16 protein-coding genes and 1 riboswitch are annotated in these 17154 nt (G+C 72.6%); of the genes, 9 read left to right on the top strand and 7 right to left on the bottom strand.

Going from position 1 to position 17154, the window contains the following annotated elements:
- Positions 1-40: 40 nt before the first annotated feature.
- Together DEJ43_RS37710 and DEJ43_RS36645 are read left to right on the top strand one after the other, a co-directional pair.
- A complete protein-coding gene (locus tag DEJ43_RS37710) occupies positions 41-1174 on the top strand; it encodes a hypothetical protein (RefSeq protein ID WP_158506281.1) in 1134 nt (377 codons plus the stop codon).
- Positions 1171-1806, top strand: coding sequence for a hypothetical protein (locus tag DEJ43_RS36645; protein ID WP_015038511.1), 636 nt, complete (start codon positions 1171-1173; stop codon positions 1804-1806). The genes DEJ43_RS37710 and DEJ43_RS36645 overlap by 4 nt, the downstream gene beginning before the upstream one ends.
- Here DEJ43_RS36645 and DEJ43_RS36640 read toward each other — a convergent pair.
- Both DEJ43_RS36640 and DEJ43_RS36635 read right to left on the bottom strand, forming a co-directional pair.
- Positions 1803-2639 (bottom strand): class II fructose-bisphosphate aldolase, encoded by an 837-nt coding sequence (locus DEJ43_RS36640; RefSeq protein ID WP_015038510.1) that lies wholly within the window; start codon positions 2637-2639, stop codon positions 1803-1805. The two genes, DEJ43_RS36645 and DEJ43_RS36640, sit on opposite strands and share 4 nt — an antisense overlap.
- A 37-nt stretch (positions 2640-2676) precedes the next feature.
- On the bottom strand, positions 2677-3600 hold the full coding sequence (locus DEJ43_RS36635; protein ID WP_015038509.1) for an SIS domain-containing protein: 924 nt from the start codon (positions 3598-3600) through the stop codon (positions 2677-2679).
- A gap of 148 nt (positions 3601-3748) precedes the next feature.
- Between DEJ43_RS36635 and DEJ43_RS36630 the strand changes: the two genes are divergently transcribed.
- Together DEJ43_RS36630 and DEJ43_RS36625 are read left to right on the top strand one after the other, a co-directional pair.
- Positions 3749-4570: a DeoR/GlpR family DNA-binding transcription regulator gene (locus DEJ43_RS36630; RefSeq protein ID WP_015038508.1), complete on the top strand. Its 822-nt coding sequence runs from the start codon at positions 3749-3751 to the stop codon at positions 4568-4570.
- 177 nt (positions 4571-4747) lie between these two features.
- The gene (locus DEJ43_RS36625) at positions 4748-6772 is read left to right on the top strand and encodes a phosphocholine-specific phospholipase C (RefSeq protein WP_015038507.1); all 2025 of its coding nucleotides are present in this window, start codon (positions 4748-4750) and stop codon (positions 6770-6772) included.
- Between the two features lie 32 nt (positions 6773-6804).
- On the opposite strand, the gene DEJ43_RS36620 is transcribed toward DEJ43_RS36625, so the two are convergent.
- On the bottom strand, positions 6805-7419 hold the full coding sequence (locus DEJ43_RS36620) for a DUF6197 family protein (protein ID WP_015038506.1): 615 nt from the start codon (positions 7417-7419) through the stop codon (positions 6805-6807).
- Positions 7420-7761: 342 nt separating this feature from the next.
- Positions 7762-7945: riboswitch (cyclic di-AMP (ydaO/yuaA leader) on the top strand.
- Positions 7946-7949: 4 nt separating this feature from the next.
- Here DEJ43_RS36620 and DEJ43_RS36615 point away from each other — a divergent pair.
- Positions 7950-8858: a LysM peptidoglycan-binding domain-containing protein gene (locus DEJ43_RS36615; RefSeq protein ID WP_015038505.1), complete on the top strand. Its 909-nt coding sequence runs from the start codon at positions 7950-7952 to the stop codon at positions 8856-8858.
- On the opposite strand, the gene DEJ43_RS36610 is transcribed toward DEJ43_RS36615, so the two are convergent.
- Positions 8852-10141, bottom strand: a complete 1290-nt coding sequence (locus tag DEJ43_RS36610) for an alpha/beta family hydrolase (protein WP_041663297.1) — start codon at positions 10139-10141, stop codon at positions 8852-8854. The genes DEJ43_RS36615 and DEJ43_RS36610 overlap by 7 nt on opposite strands.
- 96 nt (positions 10142-10237) lie before the next feature.
- Complete coding sequence (locus DEJ43_RS36605) at positions 10238-10834, bottom strand: LURP-one-related family protein (RefSeq protein WP_015038503.1); 597 nt, start codon at positions 10832-10834, stop codon at positions 10238-10240.
- Positions 10835-11010: 176 nt separating this feature from the next.
- Between DEJ43_RS36605 and DEJ43_RS36600 the strand changes: the two genes are divergently transcribed.
- The gene (locus tag DEJ43_RS36600; RefSeq protein WP_015038502.1) at positions 11011-11442 is read left to right on the top strand and encodes a protein-tyrosine phosphatase family protein; all 432 of its coding nucleotides are present in this window, start codon (positions 11011-11013) and stop codon (positions 11440-11442) included.
- A 118-nt stretch (positions 11443-11560) separates the two neighbouring features.
- On the opposite strand, the gene DEJ43_RS36595 is transcribed toward DEJ43_RS36600, so the two are convergent.
- Positions 11561-12325, bottom strand: a complete 765-nt coding sequence (locus DEJ43_RS36595; protein WP_015038501.1) for an alpha/beta fold hydrolase — start codon at positions 12323-12325, stop codon at positions 11561-11563.
- A gap of 191 nt (positions 12326-12516) precedes the next feature.
- On the opposite strand from DEJ43_RS36595, the gene DEJ43_RS36590 reads away from it, so the two are divergent.
- The 3 genes from DEJ43_RS36590 to DEJ43_RS36580 all read left to right on the top strand — a co-directional run bounded on the left by DEJ43_RS36590 (position 12517) and on the right by DEJ43_RS36580 (position 16478).
- Positions 12517-15084: a SpoIIE family protein phosphatase gene (locus tag DEJ43_RS36590; protein WP_015038500.1), complete on the top strand. Its 2568-nt coding sequence runs from the start codon at positions 12517-12519 to the stop codon at positions 15082-15084.
- 131 nt (positions 15085-15215) lie between these two features.
- Positions 15216-15464: a type B 50S ribosomal protein L31 gene (locus DEJ43_RS36585; protein ID WP_015038499.1), complete on the top strand. Its 249-nt coding sequence runs from the start codon at positions 15216-15218 to the stop codon at positions 15462-15464.
- A 177-nt stretch (positions 15465-15641) separates the two neighbouring features.
- A complete protein-coding gene (locus tag DEJ43_RS36580; RefSeq protein WP_041663296.1) occupies positions 15642-16478 on the top strand; it encodes an SDR family oxidoreductase in 837 nt (278 codons plus the stop codon).
- Positions 16479-16599: 121 nt separating this feature from the next.
- On the opposite strand, the gene DEJ43_RS36575 is transcribed toward DEJ43_RS36580, so the two are convergent.
- On the bottom strand, positions 16600-17097 hold the full coding sequence (locus DEJ43_RS36575) for a peptidylprolyl isomerase (RefSeq protein ID WP_015038497.1): 498 nt from the start codon (positions 17095-17097) through the stop codon (positions 16600-16602).
- Between the last annotated feature and the right edge of the window lie 57 nt (positions 17098-17154).

The following is a 17154-nucleotide window of genomic DNA, read 5'->3' as shown; positions in this document are numbered from 1 at the left end:
GGTCACTGCCGCGCGGCTGGTGCGTCGACTGCTGATGGCTGTGCTTCTGAGCGTAGCGATCGGCGTGGGGCCGGTCGCCGTCCCGGCCTCGGCGGAACCGACGCCGACGCCGACGACGTCGGAGCCGACGGACACGTCGGAACCGTCACCGCCGACCCCCGAGCCGCCGGGCACTCCGGAGCCGTCACCCCCTACGGTCTCCGAACCGCCACCTGCCGAGGCCTCCCTCACCCTGGGTCCGGACCACGGCTCCATCGGGGACCCGATCGACGTGCGGGGCACCGGCTTCGACGGGTGCCCCGCCGGCACGGTCTACCTCCACGTGGTCGACGGGCCCGAGATCGCGTCCGGGATCCCCGTGGAGGAGGGCGGCGACTTCTCGTACACGGAGGTCATCCCGGCGGACTCGGAACCGGACACGTACACCTTCCGAGCAGAGTGCACCGATGACCCGTCCCTCTACGCGGACGCCGATCTGGTCGTCGAGAGCCCCGGGGAACCGCTCCTCACCCTCGCCGAGGAGACGGGCGCGACGGGGACCGCCGTACAGGCCGAGGGGACGGGCTTCCGGTGCTCGAACGTCGACCTTCTCTGGGACGGCGACGGGCCGCCGCTGGCCACCGCCCCCGTCACGGAGCAGGCCACCTTCGCCACGGAGATCCCCGTACCGAGCGACGCCGAGCCGGGCGCGCACTCGGTGTGGGCGGTCTGCCAGGAGTATCCCGAGCAATACGACGAGGCTTCGTACGAGGTCACGGGCGAGCCGGGTACGAATCCGAATCAGACCGACCCGAACCAGACCGACCCGAACCAGACCGATCCCAACCAGACGGACCCGAACCAGACCGATCCCAACCAGACGGACCCCAACCAGACGGACCCGAATCAGACCGTCCCGCCCGGCACCGCCGGACGCTCCACCCCTGTCGGGTGGGTCGTCGGCCCCGCCTCCCTCGGCGGCGCGCTTGCCCTCGCGGCCGCCGCGGCCGTCTACTTCGGGCGGCTGCACCGGGGCCCCCGCTGGGTGCGCAACCACGTACGGGCCGCCTTGCGGCCGGCCGTCGGCGCCACGGCCCTGATCGACGACCGGGCGTCCGGCGAACCGCCCAGCCACTCCACCCGGCTCGACCCGCACCCGGACCCCGGCCGGCAGACCCTGGAGGAGGACCGATGACCACGACCGCGTCCAGGACCACGACCCCGACGACCGTCCGCTCGTTCCTGCTCGACGACGGGGAGGGCCTCGACGGCCCGCTGCGTGCCCATGGCACCGCCGGGCCGCTGCTCGCACCCGTACGGGGCCGCACGCCCGCCGCCGACCGGGCCGTCGAGCACGAGTTGGCCACGGTCGTGGACGACTTCCTCGGCATGGACGTGCTCGACCTGGCCACCGCCGGCTGGCGCGGCCACTCCGCACTGCGGTCCGCCGCGCGCCGCACCCGGGACCTGCCGGGCAGCGAGGAGGTGGTCGCGCTCGCGACCCACCGGGTCACCTCCGCGCACCGGCCCTACGTCGACGTCTACGTGGACGGCGTCAAGATCGGCACACTGGACGTGCAGCTGAACGTGGTCTTCTGGATCTCCGGGCTGGTCTGTGTGGTCCGTGACGCCTGTCTGACCGGCGTGCGGTCCGGGGAGTGCGCCGTCGATGCGAGCCTGGGGGTACAGGGGGCCGTGATCGCCGAGCGCCGGGGCGGGCGGCTGGACCTCCCCGGCGGATTCGCGCCGCGGGGCCCGGTGCCGCTGCTGCGCGACGAGCCGAACCCGCACGAGGCCCGGACCGTCCCGGGCGCCGGCAGGGCCTAGGCAGGCGACAGGACCGTCAGCAGGTGGGCGACCTCCCGGGCCACGGCCGTGCGTGCCGGGGTGAGGTAGTGGCGGGGGTCGACCGCTTCCGGGTGCTCGGCGAGATGGGTGCGGACGGCGCGGGTGAAGGCCTTGTTGAGGTGGGTGGAGACGTTCACCTTGGTCATGCCCGCGGTGACGGCGGTGGTGAGGTCGTCGTCGGACACGCCCGAGGAGCCGTGGAGCACGAGCGGGGTGTCGACGGCGGCGCGCAGGCGGGCGATGAGGTCGAAGTCGAGGACCGCGTCCCTGGTCAGCATCTGGTGGGAGCTGCCGACCGCGACGGCCAGGGCGTCGACGCCGGTGGCCTCGACGAAGGCGCGGGCCTCGGCAGGGTCCGTTCGGACGCCCGGGGTGTGGGCGCCGCCCTTGCCGCCGACCTCGCCGAGTTCGGCCTCGACCCAGACGCCGTGCTCGTGGCAGTACTCCACGACGTCGCGGGTGGCGGCGACGTTCTCGGCGTAGGGGAGCTTCGAGGCGTCGAACATGACGGAGCCCAGTCCGAGTCCGACGGCCTCGCGGACGAGGTCGGGGTTCTCGGCGTGGTCGAGGTGGACGGCGACGGGGCTCTTGGCGGCGCGGGCGACGGCCAGCGAGGCGAGCGCGACCGGTTCCAGGGCTCCGTGGTAGCGGACGGTGTTCTCGCTGATCTGGAGGACGACGGGGCGGTCGGCGGCCTCGGCTCCGGCCACGATGGCCTGGGCGTGTTCCAGCTGGAGGACGTTGAACGCCCCCACGCCGGTGCCCGCCGCGCGGGCGCGGCGGACGATCTCATCGGTCGGCGTCAACGGCATGGTGCTTCTCCGGGGATGTGGGCGGGCGCGGGGGCGGTCAGGCGGGGGCGTCGGTGAGGATCACCGAGCGGGTGAGGTTGCGGGGGGTGTCCGGGTTCAGGCCCTGCGCCTCGGCGACGGCCACCGCGAGCCGCTGGGCCCTGATCAGGTCCGCGAGCGGGTCGAGGTCGCTCTCGGAGAGGGTGCCGCCGACCTTGCGCACCTCGTCGGCGAGTCCGGCGGGCAGGGCGCCGAAGCCCCAGGTGACGCGGCCGGGTCCGGTGATGCTGATGGGGCCGTGGCGGTACTCCATGGCCGGGTAGGCCTCGGTCCACGCGCCGGCCGCCTCACGCATCTTGAGGCCGGCCTCCAGGGCGAGTCCGTAGGTCCAGCCGCTGCCGAGGAAGGTGATCTGCTCGGCCGTGCGGACGTTCTCGTCGAGGGGTGCGGTGAGGGCCTGTTCGGCGTCGCGGGCGGCCTCCTCGACGGGGGCCACGCCCTCGGGCAGGGCGTCCTCGGATTCCAGGTGGGCGCGGAACAGGGCGAGTGCCGTGGTGGCGAAGCGGGTCTGGACGACGGACTCCTCGTCCGCGAAGTCGAGGACGGCGACCGCGTCGGCGAGGTCCATGACCGGGGTCGTCGGGTCGGCCGTGACGGCGCCGGTGGGGACCGTGCCGCGCAGCCGGGACAGGACGGCCAGCACCTCGCTCGTGGTGCCGGAGCGGGTGATCGCCACGACCCGGTCGTAGCGGCGGCCGTAGGGGAACTCCGAGGCGGCGAAGGCGTCGGTCTCGCCGTGCCCGCCGGACTCGCGCAGCTCGGCGTAGGCGAGGGCCATGAACCAGGAGGTGCCGCAGCCGATCACCGCGACCCGCTCGCCGCGGCGGGGCAGCGCGGAGGTGTGCTGGGGCAGGGTGCGGGCAGCCTGACGCCAGGTCGTGGGCTGGGAGGCGATCTCCACGGCGGTGCGGGTGGTGCTCATGCCGGTCTCCTTGCAAGAAGAGTGCGCAGGAATGATGGAAGATGCTCGAAGTCGATGTCATTCAAGCAGAAACATGCATCCGCTTTCCAGATCCCGCGCACGTCGGCGGATAGAATCGGACGCGCGCACGAGCCCGAGGGAGGGACCCATGTCCAAGCACGAGCGGTGGAACACGCTCCTTGAACTACTGGCGGCCTCGGGGAAGCTGGAGGTCGAGGAGGCGGCGACCGCCCTCGACGTCTCCGCCGCCACGATCCGCCGGGACCTCGACGAGCTCGCCGAGCAGCAGTTGTTGATACGAACCCGGGGCGGGGCCGTCGCGCACGGCGTCTCGTACGAGCTGCCGCTGCGCTACAAGTCGACCCGGCACGCGGCGGAGAAGCGGCGGATCGCGGAGACGGTCGCCGATCTGATCGCGCCGGGCGAGGTCGTGGGGCTCAACGGCGGCACGACGACCACCGAGGTCGCACGGGCCCTCGCCCTGCGGTTCGCCGGTGGCCGCGCCGATACGGCGGGGACGGCCGGGGTGACGGGCGCGGCGTCCGCCGGCCCCGCGCTCACCGTCGTCACGAACGCGCTGAACATCGCGGGCGAGCTCGCGGTGCGCCCGCAGATCAAGATCGTCACCACCGGCGGGGTCGCCCGGCCCCAGACCTACGAGCTGGTGGGCCCCCTGACGGTGGGAGTGCTCAACGAGGTCGTTCTCGACGTGGTGGTGCTCGGGGTGGACGGCGTCGAGCCCGGGCTCGGCGTGATGGCGCATCAGGAGGACGAGGCGAGCATCAGCCGGCTGTTCGCGGAGCGGGCCAGCCGGGTCGTCGTGGTGACCGACTCCTCGAAGATGGGCCGCCGCGCCTTCGCCCGGATCTGTGGTCTGGACCGGATCGACCTGCTCGTGACCGACACGGGCATCGACGCGGAGGCGGTCGCCCAGCTCACCGAGGCCGGGGTGAAGGTCCTCACCGTCTGAACCTTCGAAGCTCATTGGTATGCAGTCGGACCAATCCAGAGCCCCATCTCACGAGGAGACGCCACATCTTGGGTTGTTCAGGCATTGATTACCGCACGGATGTATACCTTTGAGCTCGGCTCCCCCATCATGTCAGCGACGTGCCGCCGGGGCACTGCGTGACAGGAGAGGCGGAGCATGATTCCCATCAGCCGCAGAGGATTCGTCGGCATCGGGGCGGGGCTCGTGGCGGGCGCGGCGCTCCCGACGGCGCCGGCGTCCGCCGCCGCGAAGTCGGCCACCGGCACCCTCACCGACGTCAAGCACGTGGTGATCCTCATGCAGGAGAACCGCAGCTTCGACCACTACTTCGGCACCCTACGCGGAGTGCGCGGTTTCGCCGACCGCGCCGCCGGCAACCTGCCGGGCGGCTGGGGGATGTTCAACCAGCCCAACTGGGGCGGCCGCCACTACCCGTGGAAGCTCAGCGACACCCCGCCCGCCGGCGGGGTCGACGGCGAGACCCTCGCCCAGTGCAACGGCGACCTGCCGCACAGCTGGACCTCGCAGCACGCCGCCTGGAACAAGGGCCGCCTCGACAACTGGGTCACCGGCGTCGGCAACACCCGCACGCTGGGCCACCTCGACCGCGAGGACATCCCCTTCCACCACGCGCTCGCCGACCACTACACGATCTGCGACGCCTACTTCTGTTCGGCGCTGAGCGCGACCGGACCCAACCGCACCTTCCTGTGGAGCGGGAAGATCGACGGCTCCAGCAAGGACGGCGGTGACGAGTCGGGCCTCACCTGGGAGACGTACGCCGAGGCGCTCCAACGCGCCGGGGTGAGCTGGAAGGTCTACCAGAACGCGCAGGACAACTACGGCGACAACGGCCTCGCCTACTTCAAGAAGTTCACCGACGCGCGGCCCGGCGACCCGCTGTACGACCGCGGCATGGGCTCGGTTCCCCAGGTGACCGGGTCGACCCCGGACGACATCGCCGCGGCGATCCGCGCGGACGTCGTCGCGGGCACCCTGCCCCAGGTGTCCTGGGTGGTCGCGAGCGAGGCCTTCTCCGAGCACCCGTACGCACCGCCCGGGGACGGCGCCCACTTCGTGGACCTCGTCTACCGGGCGCTCGCCGCCGACGCCGAGGTCTTCGACTCGACGGTGCTGTTCCTCAACTACGACGAGAACGACGGCTTCTTCGACCACGTGCCGCCGCCGGTCGCGCCGCCGGGAACCCCGGGCGAGTACCTCGACGGCGTACCGATCGGCCTGGGCTTCCGGGTCCCCATGATTGTCATGTCCCCGTGGACCCGGGGCGGCTGGGTGAGCTCCGAGGTCTTCGACCACACCTCCGTGCTGCGCTTCATGGAGACGTGGACGAAGGCCCTCGGCACCCCGGCCACCTGCCCCAACATCAGTGCCTGGCGACGGCAGGTGACGGGCGATCTGACCGGCGTCTTCGATTTCGCCCACCCGGTGTACGGCGTTCCCGCCGGCCTGCCGTCCACGGCGAAGGTCATCGGCCAGTCGACCTGCGGCCCGCTGCCGAACCCCGCCCCGCAGAACAACGCCCTGCCCGCGCAGGAGCCGGGCACCCGCCCGGCGCGAGCCCTGCCGTACCAGGTGAACGGCAACCTCGACCGCTTCGAGTTCGGGGCGGCGGGCAAGATCCTGGCCTGGTTCTCGATGACCAACCAGGGCGCCGAGGCCAAGCGGGCGGCCCACTTCTCGATCCACCCCCACCAGCACCGCGACACGGCCGCGTGGCAGTACACGGTCGACGCGGGCGGCACGGCCACCGACTACTTCAACATCGGCCTCGGGTCCGGGTCCGGGAAGTACGACATCTCGATGATGGGGCCCAACCGCTTCCTGCGCCGGTTCATCGGCGACGCATCGAAGGCGGGCAAGGCCGTCGAGGTGGCGGCCCGCTTCGCGCCCGAGTCGGGGAGCGGCCGGACGGCGCTGTGGTTCCGGATGAGCAACACCTCGGCGGGGCCGGTGACGTTCACCATCCGCTCGAACGCCTACCGCACGGACGGCCCGTGGACGTACACCGTGCCGGCGAACTCGACGCGTGAGGACTTCTTCAACGCGGTGGCGTACAACAACGGCTGGTACGACTTCACGATCGTGGCCGACATCGACGGGACCTGGTCGCGGCGCTACACCGGTCACATCGAGACGGGAGCAGCGAGCATCAGCGGCTGACTCCGCCTGCGGGGCGGGGGCGGGGCCGGCCGTCAGCGGCCGGCCTGCGCGGCGCGCCGGATCGCGGCGTCGAGGAGGGCCACCGCGTCGGCGGCCGTACGGCCCGGGGCCCGGTTCCAGGGTCCGATCAGCTCCTGCCATCCCCGCGACCGGAGCTCGGTCATGATCCAGGCGGCGGCCTCGTTCATCGTCGCCTCGCTGCCGTGGCCCAGCCGGTGCGCGGCGAGCAGTGCCCCGCAGACACACCGGGCCCCCCGCACGTCGCGCAGCTTGTACGGGGCGTTCTGCCAGCCCCACTCCGTCAGGACGAGGCGCGCGTAGCCCAGGTGGACCGAGGGGCGCAGCTCGGTGCTGCCGATGCGGCGCCAGGCGTGCAGCCGGTCGGGCAGTACGGCGGCGAGCCGGCCGGGGAGACGTCTCTCGGCGGGGAGGGGCGGCGGCACTGCGTCGAGCGCGTCGGCCACGAGCCGCTCCACCGGCACCGACAGGAGGTCCCGCCAGCCCTCCGGGTCGGCGGCCTCGGGCACCGGCGGCGCGGTCAGGTCCGCGACGATCCGCTGCCAGGTGGCGCTCTCGTGGAGTGCGGCGGCCTCGCGGTCGAGGGCGTCGGGGGCATCGGGGCTGAGCAGGGAGGCAGGGGACGGCATTCGGGAGGCTCCTCGGTCGGGGTCACTCCATCCTTCAGGACGAATGTCGGTTTTGCGAGTTATGCCCTTGAGTGCCCGTTAGCCCGAACGGGTCTTTATCACCCACTCCCCCATTAACAGAATTACCGTGCATATTCGGACATTGAACACCTGGTGACGCGACTCACTTTCCGCGGCACCCACCGGTGATCGAATTCCACGCGGGCCGTACGGGACAAGGAAGTTCGATGCGCGGTTCCCCCGATCGATCTTGAATTCAATGAATTCGGAGATCTTTTCCCCGGTCACCCGGCACAGATCCTCTTGTTATCCGTCGCATTACTGGCCTACGGTCACCTCCATTCGAGCGGATCGCCGAATCCTGCCACCGCTCGAAATACCTCCCTTTCACCCGACGGCAGGAGCGGGGGACCCACGAATACGCCGGCCCGGATTCCGGAACGGCTCGGGGTGAAGCCGCGTGCGCGCGGCCGGACAGCTCCAGTCCGAACCCGACAGCTCACCCCGAAGGCGCCGGAGAGGAATCCGTCATGCCTGCTCACGGTAAGCACCGCCGCCCCCGCCGCCCCGTCTCGCGCGGACTCGCCCTGGTCGGAACGGGCGGAGCCGCACTCGCCCTCCCGCTGATCGCCCCCGCCGTGGCCGGCGCCGCGCCCGTCTCCGGAGCGACGACCTCGGTCGCCGCCGAGGCCGCGGCCGCACCCGCCGCCCTCTCCGCCGCTCCGGCCGCCGCCAAGGCTCCCGCCGCCCCGGCCGCCGCGCGCACCTACACCGTCGTCAGCGGTGACTCCCTTTCCCTGATCGCCCAGAAGAAGGGAATTCAGGGCGGCTGGAAGGGCCTTTACAAGGCCAACCGCAGCGCCGTGGGTGACAACCCGTCACTCATTCACCCGGGACTGGAACTGACTCTTCGTCGGGATTCCGCGAAGCCCGCCCCCGCGCCGGCCGAGAAGACCGCCAGGAAGCAGGCGAAGAAGGCCTCGACGACCGAGCGCGCGAGCCGCTCCGAGCGCCGTGCGGCCACCCCCGCCGTCGCGACGAACACGGGTTCCTCCGCCGCCGCTCCGGCCGCCGCCGCCGCTCCCGCCCAGGCCGCCCCGGCCGCCGCCACCAACTACGCGGACAACCTCGACGGCTGGATCCAGGAGTCGCTGGCCATCATGGCCCAGCGCGGCATCCCCGGCTCGTACGAGGGGATCCACCGCAACATCATGCGGGAGTCCTCCGGCAACCCCCAGGCCATCAACCTGTGGGACTCCAACGCGATGGCCGGCACCCCCTCGAAGGGCCTGCTCCAGGTCATCGAGCCGACCTTCCTCGCGTACCACGTGCCCGGCACCTCGATGGACCTGTTCGACCCGGTCGCCAACATCACGGCCGCCTGCAACTACGCGGCCGACCGCTACGGCTCCATCGACAACGTCAACGGGGCCTACTGATCCCGGAAGTGCTCGGTGAACCAGGAGGTGGCGAGCTCCGCCACCTCCTCCAGGGCGCCCGGCTCCTCGAACAGGTGCGTGGCGCCCTCCACCTCGGTCAGCCGGCTCTCGCAGCGCAGCAGGGACCGGGCCCGCCGGTTGAGGTCCAGGACCAGCGCGTCCCGGCTCCCGACCACGAGCAGCGTCGGGGCCCGGACCTGGGCCAGGTGGTCGCCCGCGAGGTCCGGTCGGCCACCGCGTGAGACGACGGCGGCCACCGGGGAGCCCGGCTCGCCCGCCGCGGACAGCGCGGCCGCCGCTCCCGTGCTCGCGCCGAAGTACCCCAGCGGAAGCCCTTCCGCCTCCGGCCGGCCCGCCAGCCACTCCGTGGTCCGGGTGAGCCGTTCCGCGAGCAGCGGGGTGTCGAAGACATGCGCCCGGTCGACCGCCTCGGCCTCCGTGAGCAGGTCGAACAGCAGGGTGCCGAGTCTCGCCGCGTTGAGCGCGGACGCGACCTCCCGGTTGCGCGGGCTGTGCCTGCCGCTACCGCTGCCGTGCGCGAACACCACGATGCCGGTGGCACCCTCGGGCACCGCGAGCGTGCCGGCGAGGGTGACGCGCTTCGCGACCGGGATGCGTACGTCCGTGTCCGTCACGACCGGACCGTGCGCTGCCCGGTTCCGGTCGAGGCAGGCCACCACCTCGGCGTCCGGCGTCTGCGAGAAGTCCTGGTAGAACTGGCCGATCGCGTAGAACACCTCCGGCGTGTGGACGCTCACGGTCTCGTCCGCCTCCCCGCCGAGCCGGGCCGTCCAGCCCTGGGGTGCGACCGGTACCGCCAGGACGATCCGCGCGGCGCCCCCGGCCCGTACCACCCGGCAGGCGGCCAGAGCCGTGGCGCCGGTCGCGAGACCGTCGTCGACGACCAGCACCGTCCGGCCTTCGAGCGGCACCGACGGCCTGCTGCCCCGGTATCGGAGGGCCCGCTGATCGAGCTCGATGTGCTCGCGCCGCTCGACCGCGGCGAGGTCACGCGCCTCCACCCCCACCTCGCGGAGCACCCGCTCGTTGACCACGCGCACGCCGCCCTCGCCGAGCGCGCCCATCGCGAGCTCCGGCTGAGCCGGCACGCCGAGCTTCCGCACGAGGCAGATGTCCAGCGGTGCGTCGAGCGCGTCGGCCACCTCCGCCGCCACCGGCACCCCGCCGCGTGGCAGGCCGAGCACCACCACGTCATGGCCCTTGAGGTGGTCGAGCCGGGCGGCCAGCTGCCGACCGGCATCGGTGCGATCGCTGAAGAACATGGTCCGCCGCCCTTCCGCCTCCACGGCTCCGGGCCCGGAGCGGAACGGGGCGCTCCGCCCCCGCCCGTCTCTCCAGGGTAAGACCGCTCCTCCCGCTCAGCGGGACTGCAGGGCGTCCAGGGCGACGGCCTGGGCTATCGCCAGGCGGCGGTCGAGCTCCGGGTCCGCTATGTCGAGCACATAGCGGTCGCGCAGTCCCAGGCGCTTGTCGACGGTCATGACGGTCCGACCCGCCGCGGTGAAGTCGAAGTGGTACGGCACGAAGAAGGGGACGAGGTCGGTGAAGGGCAGGAACTCCCAGACCCGCCGCAGCAGCGCCACCCGCTGGTTCCGCTCCTGACCGGTCGTCTCCCCGGCCGCCCCCTCCCCGCTCAGGTGCCAGGTGCTGCGCAGCAGGGAGGCCCCGAAGTCCTTGCGGAAGCTGCCCAGCCGGGTGCCGGAGGCGCCGTGCACGTCGTACGTCGCGCCCAGGTCGATGACCTGCCGGGCCCGGAAGGTGAAGAGCACCTGGCGCTGGGACTCGTCGGTGTAGAAGGTGACGTGCTCCTTGAGTGCCATGCGCTTCTGGTGCGCGAAGGCCACGAGTTCGGCCTCCTCGCCGTCCGGGCCCATGGTGTGCACCAGGTAGCGGTTGGCCATGGGCGTCACCTTCTGCCGGACGAGGAAGCGGTGCTGCGTCTGCGCGAGGCCCATCGAACGTGCTCCTGCCGATCGTGGACGGTCCGTGGGGCCCGCCCGGTCGAGGTCGTGAGCACGATCATCCGGCGCCGGGGACCCGCCCCGCTGTCCTCGAAAGTCGTCACCTCCGTCGACCTTCGGATCGACTTCCGACAGGCCACGCGGGCACGTGCGGCAACTACGGTGAGCGGGTGACCGAGACTTGGAACACGAATGACCCTGGTGTGCTGCGGCTTCCCTCCGGGCGCCTGGTCCGTGGCCGGGCGCTTCGCCGACCGGTTCCGGCCGGTCCGACGCCTGCCTTCGCCGTCTATCTGCTCGGCAGGCGGCCTCCCGAGGCCCCCTGGGAAGTCAAGTGGCTGCGCTGGCCGGACTTCTGGCTGCCCAGCAGTCACAGCGAGGCCCAAGCCGTCCTGGGTGAGGCATGGGCTCGTGCCGGCGACGAACGCGTCGAGATCGCCTGCGGCGGTGGCCGTGGCCGAACCGGCACGGCCCTGGCCTGTCTCGCCGTCCTGGACGGAGTACCTGCCGCCCAGGCCGTGGACTTCGTGCGCCAGAACTACGACACCCGTGCCGTCGAAACCCCCTGGCAGAAGCGCTACGTCCGCCGCTTCGCCGACTGACGGCGACAACTCGCCGGCGCCGGCGAGGGGGTCACCTCGGTCCAGGTCGCCGCTGCCGTGCGCATGCGGGCTCGGACCGAAAGCTCCTGAGCCGCACTCCGACGGCTCGACAACAGCATCAGGAAGCCAGGAACGCCTCGATGGCCTCGGCGAGGGCCTGCGGGGTCTCCTCGGGCGCGTAGTGGCCGGCGTCCTTCAGGACTTCGAGGCGCGCGTTCGGGTACCAGCGCAGCCAGGTGGCCTCCATCGCGTCGGCGCCGAGCGCCGGGTCGTGGGCGCCGACGACGAGCAGCACGGGGACGGGGTTGTCGCGGACGCGCTCGTGGAAGTCGGTGCGGGACCAGGAGTCCAGATAGGCGCGGAAGGCGGTGGCCGACGAGCGTCCGACGGAGCGGTCGACGAGGCCCTGCAGCCAGGCGTCGCCGTACCGGCCACCGGTGGTGTTGTCGATGATGGCGCGGCGGTGGCCGGGGTCCTCGGCCGCGCCGGCGAAGAGGCCCCAGGTCTCCTCGTCGAGGGGGAAGCCCGCCGCCGACACGGCCGAGATGCCGATGATCGACTCGATCCGCCCGGGGGCGTCGAGGAGCATCAGCTGGGCGGCTTTGCCTCCCATCGAGTGGCCGATGACGGAGAAGGTGTCCCAGCCGAGGTCGTCGGCGACGGCGAGCGCGTCGGCCGCGACCTCCTCCATCGTGTACTCCCCCGGGTGGTCGACGGCCTCGCCGTAGCCCCGGCAGTCGACGAAGGCGTACGAACCGGAGGCGTCGTCGAGATGGGCGCGCAGCGGGGCGAAGCTGGTGCGGTCGCCGAACCAGTTGTGCAGCGCGAGGACCCTCCGGGGTCCGTCGCCGTGTACGTCGTACGGAAGAACTCGGCCCGTCATCGTGCCCCCTGGTCGTGAGGTGGTGGGGCCGCTCGTGCGGCACCGGTCGACGACCGAGTGTGAGGGAGCGGACGCGCTCGGTCAACACCGCCGGGCGGGAGGGGCGACAGGTCCCGGCGCTCGCGGGGTCTCCGGCGGGCGGTTTCGGGTCCGGGATGCGAGGCCTTTCCCGGGAGGCGCATCCTGGCTGTGTGACCTCCCACGGCACGTCCGGCCCCGGCCCGGCGGGCGGTACCGGGCGTCCGTCCGGGACAGGAGCTGCCGACGGGCCTCCTTCGGGTGCGCTGACCTGGACCTTGGCGGAGGCGGCGCTGCGCGCGGTCGAGGAGGTCGGCGGGTATGCGGGCGGGGTCTATCTGCGGTCCGGGACGCCGGGGCTGCTGCGCCTCGCGGTCCTGGTGGGCCTGCCGGGTCCGGTGTTCCGTCCGTGGTGGCGGATGCACACCAACCGTCCGTTCCCGGTGGCCGAGGTGCATCGCTCGGGGCAGTCCGTGCACCTCCCGGACGTCGAGGAGGCCATGCGGCGGTTTCCGCAGCTGGTGGCGAGTCTGCCGTTCCCCTTCGCCTCGCTGTACGCGCCGGTCGTCGCGGGCCGCGAACGCTTCGGTGTGCTCGTGGCGCTGCGGGCACCCACTCCGGGGGTCCCGGTCGGCTCCCAGGACCGGAACCGCATGACACGCGGCGGACTTCACCTCGGCGAGGCGCTGGCCGGCCTGGTCCGGCAGGGCACGACGGTCGAGTGGCCGGACGAACCGGTGTGCGTCCAGCTGTCCACGGCGGGGGCTCCGCCGGTCCGGTTCGGCGCCTTCGACTGGGACCTGGACAGCGGCATGGTCACCATGGACCGCGGACTCGTGGAGATCCTCGGCGCGGAGGTGACCTCGCCGTGCCGGATCGAGGTGCTCACCTCGCTCCTGGACCCGGAGGACGGATACGCCCTGTGGGCGGCCGCCCGGCAGGCCACGGGGCCCGACGGGCGGCCGGTGGTGCGCCGCATCCGCCTGAAGGGCCCGGACGGCGGCCTGCACCTCCTGGAGGTCTCCACGCGGGCGCGCAAGGACGCCCCGCCCCCGGGCGCCGGGGCGAACGGATCGGGCGCCGGACTGCGGCTCACCTGCACCCTCGTCGACCTGGGCACCGGCCTGATCGGCTCCGACGCCACGGACCGGCTTCCACGGGCGATCCTGGCCATCGACCGCCTCGGCCGCGTCACGTACGTCAACGAGCGCACGGAGCGGCTGCTCGGCCGCTCCAGGGGCTCCCTGGCGGGACGGCCGCTGTGGGAGGCCCTGCCGTGGTTCGGCCATCCGTTCCACGAGGAGCAGCTGCGCGCCGCGCTCCTCTCCGGCGACCCGGTGCGTTTCCTTGCCCACCCGGAACCCGGCCGGTGGCTGTCGGTGTCCCTGCATCCCGGCCGGGACGGTCTGACGATGGTGCTGGTCCCCGAGGACGATCCGGCCCGGCTCAAGCCCCGCGCCGGGACCCCGGGGCCCGGCGCCAGGGGCCCGGAGCGGGCGGAGGACAGTCTCTCGCTGCCCGACGACCGGGTCTCGGCCCTGTACCGGCCGGTGGCCCTCGCGATCGCGCTGTCCGAGGCGGTGACGGCCCGCCAGGTGTCGGCTGTGGTGACGGAGGAGCTGCTCCCCGCGTTCGGCGGGCGCCAGCTGGCGATCTATCTGCTGAGCGAACGGCGGTTGTACCTGGCCTGGGAGACGGGTTTCCCGCCGGGCTTCCTGGAACCCTTCGACGGGGTGGCCCTGGACGAGCGGGTGCCGGGGGTCGAGACGCTGACCACGGGCCGGGCGCTGTTCTTCGAGTCGATGGAGCAGCTGGGGCGGACGTATCCGGATCTTCCGCTGGACGCGCACTCGGGGGCGCGGGCGTTCCTGCCGCTGATCGCCTCGGGCCGGCCGGTCGGCTCCTGCATCCTCGGCTTCGACCGGCCGCGCGGGTTCAGCCCTGAGGAGCGGACGGTCCTCACGGCCCTGGCGGGCCTCATCGCGCAGGCGCTCGAGCGGGCGCAGCGGTACGACACGGAGTCGGCGGTGGCACGGGGCCTCCAGGACGCGCTGCTCCCGCACCGGCTGCCGGTGTGGGAGGGCGTGGACACCGTGGGCCGCTATCTGCCGGGCACCCAGGGGATGGACGTCGGCGGGGACTGGTACGACGTGATCGAGACGGGGCAGGGGCACCTCGCCCTGGTGATCGGCGACGTCCAGGGGCACGGGGTGGCGGCCGCGGCCACGATGGGTCAGCTGCGCAGCGCGGTGCGGGCCTTCGCGCTGGCCGGCCATCGGCCGCAGGACGTGATGCGGGGCACGAACCGGCTGCTCATCGACCTGGATCCGGGGCAGTTCGCGAGCTGTTGCTACGTACTGCTCGATCCGGAGTCGGGGGAGCTGCGGGCGGTACGGGCGGGGCATCCGCCGCCGTTGATGCTGCGGCCGGACGGGACGACGGAGCTGGTGCAGCTGGCGGGCGGGATGGTGCTCGGCATCGACGACCGTGCCTCGTACCCGGTGACGCGGCTGCTGCTGCCGCCCGGCGCGGTCCTCGCGCTGTTCACGGATGGTCTGGTGGAGCGGCCGGGGCAGGACATCGACGACGGCATCGCGCTGCTGCGGCAGGCCCTGGCGGCGACGGGTTCGCTGCCGCTCGCGGACGCGGCGGACCGGCTGATCCGGGAGGCCCGGCAGGTCACCTCGCGGCCCGACGACATCGCGCTGCTGCTGGCGGCCCGTCGGCCCGACCACCGCTGAGGTCACCCGGTCGGGCCCGTGGCACTGGTCGGCGGCCGTGGGCGCGGGGAGGCTGGGGATGCCGTGCCGACCGGACCGGACCGGACAGGGTTCGGGCCGGACGAGGCAGGGCGTGAGCCCGAGGAGGACGCGTGCAGCAGGACAAGCAGCCCGAGTACGGCCCGGTGGTCTTCCGCGACCGCACCGCCGGGTACGCCTTTCTGACCCGGTCGACCGCGACCAGCGACCGGACCATCGAGTGGGACGACGGCAACACGTACCCGGTGATCGACGTGGAGATCTCCTCCGAGAGCCACCCGTTCTACACGGGCAAGGCCCGGACGGTGGACTCCGAGGGCCGGGTCGCCAGGTTCGAGCGCCGCTACGGCGAGGAGGGCTGAGCGCGGCGGCCCACCCGGCATCCGGCACCGGCGGCCCGCCCGGCATCTGCGCCGGCGGCCCGCCCGGCATTCGCTCCTAGAACTGGCCAGGAGATGGCCTGTTCTCCTTCCAGGATGAGGTCACGAAGACGGCGGAGCGCCCGCGCTCCGCCCGGAACTCCCTGGAGGGGAACAGCCGTGATCGTGGTGACCGGAGCGACCGGGAACGTCGGACGACCGCTGGTGGAGATGCTGGCCGCGGCCGGGGAGCAGGTGACGGCGGTGAGCCGTCGGCCGGCCTGGGGGCTGCCCGCCGGGGTGGCGCACCGGCAGGGTGACCTGGCCGATGTGGCGGGCCTGAAGGCGCTCTTCGAGGGCGCGGAGGCGGTCTATCTGCTCGTGGCGGGTCTCGGGGACGAGCTGAGTCCCCGGGAGATCGTGGCGGCGGCGGTGGCCGCGGGGGTCCGGCGGATCGTGCTGCAGTCCTCGCAGCTGGTGGGGACGCGGACGGGGTCCGTGTCGCACGAGATCCTGCGGGCGTTCGAGACGGCCGTACGCGGGTCGGGGCTCGAATGGACCGTGCTGCGTCCCGGCGGCTTCGCGTCCAACGCGTTCCTCTGGGCCGAGCGGGTGCGTGCCGCGCGTACGGTGGCGGCCCCGTTCGCCGATGTGGCGCTACCCGTGGTGGACCCGCTGGACATCGCGGGGGTCGCGGCGCGGGCGCTGCGCGAACCGGGGCACGCGGGGCGGACGTACGTCCTGACGGGGCCGGCGGCGGTGTCGCCGCGCGAGCAGGTCCGGGACCTCGCCGGGGTGGTGGGGGCTCCGGTGGCGTTCGTGGCGCTGAGCGCCGCCGAGGCAAGGGCCGAGCTGGTGCGCTTCCTGCCCGAGGAGGCCGTCGAGGGGATGCTGTCGGTGATGGGCGATCCCAGCGCGGAGGAGCAGTCGGTGAGCCCCGATGTGGAGCGCGTCCTCGGCCGGGCGGCGAGCCCGTTCTCGGCGTGGGCGGAGCGGAACGCCCCGGCCTTCGTCTGAGTCACCGCTCGGGGATGGGTCCCGGTGAGGGCGGGGACGCGCGTCACGCGGACGGCGTCCCCCGCCCCCGAAGGGTCCGAGCGAGGGCGCGCCGCGCCCTCGGCTCAGTTCGGAAAGCCGATCAGGCCTTCACGACGCCGGACTCGGAGACCTTGATGGTCGCGCTGGTGGCGCCGGAGCGGGAGCCGAGGCCCTCGATCTTCTTGACCAGGTCCTGGCCCTCGACGACCTCGCCGAAGACGACGTGCTTGCCGTCGAGCCAGTCGGTGACGATCGTGGTGATGAAGAACTGCGAGCCGTTGCTGTTCGGGCCGGCGTTGGCCATCGAGAGCAGGAACGGGCGGTCGTGCTTCAGCTCGAAGTTCTCGTCGGCGAACTTCTCGCCGTAGATGCTCTTGCCGCCGGTGCCGTTGCCACGGGTGAAGTCGCCGCCCTGGAGCATGAACTGCGGGATGACGCGGTGGAACGGGGAGCCGGCGTAGCCGAAGCCGTGCTCGCCGGTGGCGAGCTCGCGGAAGTTCTGGGCGGTCTTCGGGACGACCTCGTCGAACAGCTTGAAGACGATCCGGCCCGCGGGCTCGTCGTTGATGGTGATGTCGAAGTAAACGTTGTCGCTCATGGGTACATCCTGTCATTAGTCACCCACGGCGCGCGCACGGGCCGCCCCTGTGCGGGT

This window comes from Streptomyces venezuelae ATCC 10712 (assembly GCF_008639165.1).
In the GTDB taxonomy this organism is placed as follows: domain Bacteria; phylum Actinomycetota; class Actinomycetes; order Streptomycetales; family Streptomycetaceae; genus Streptomyces; species Streptomyces venezuelae.
The sequence above is the reverse complement of the archived record's forward strand: the minus strand, read 5'-3'. Positions and strand labels throughout refer to the sequence as shown.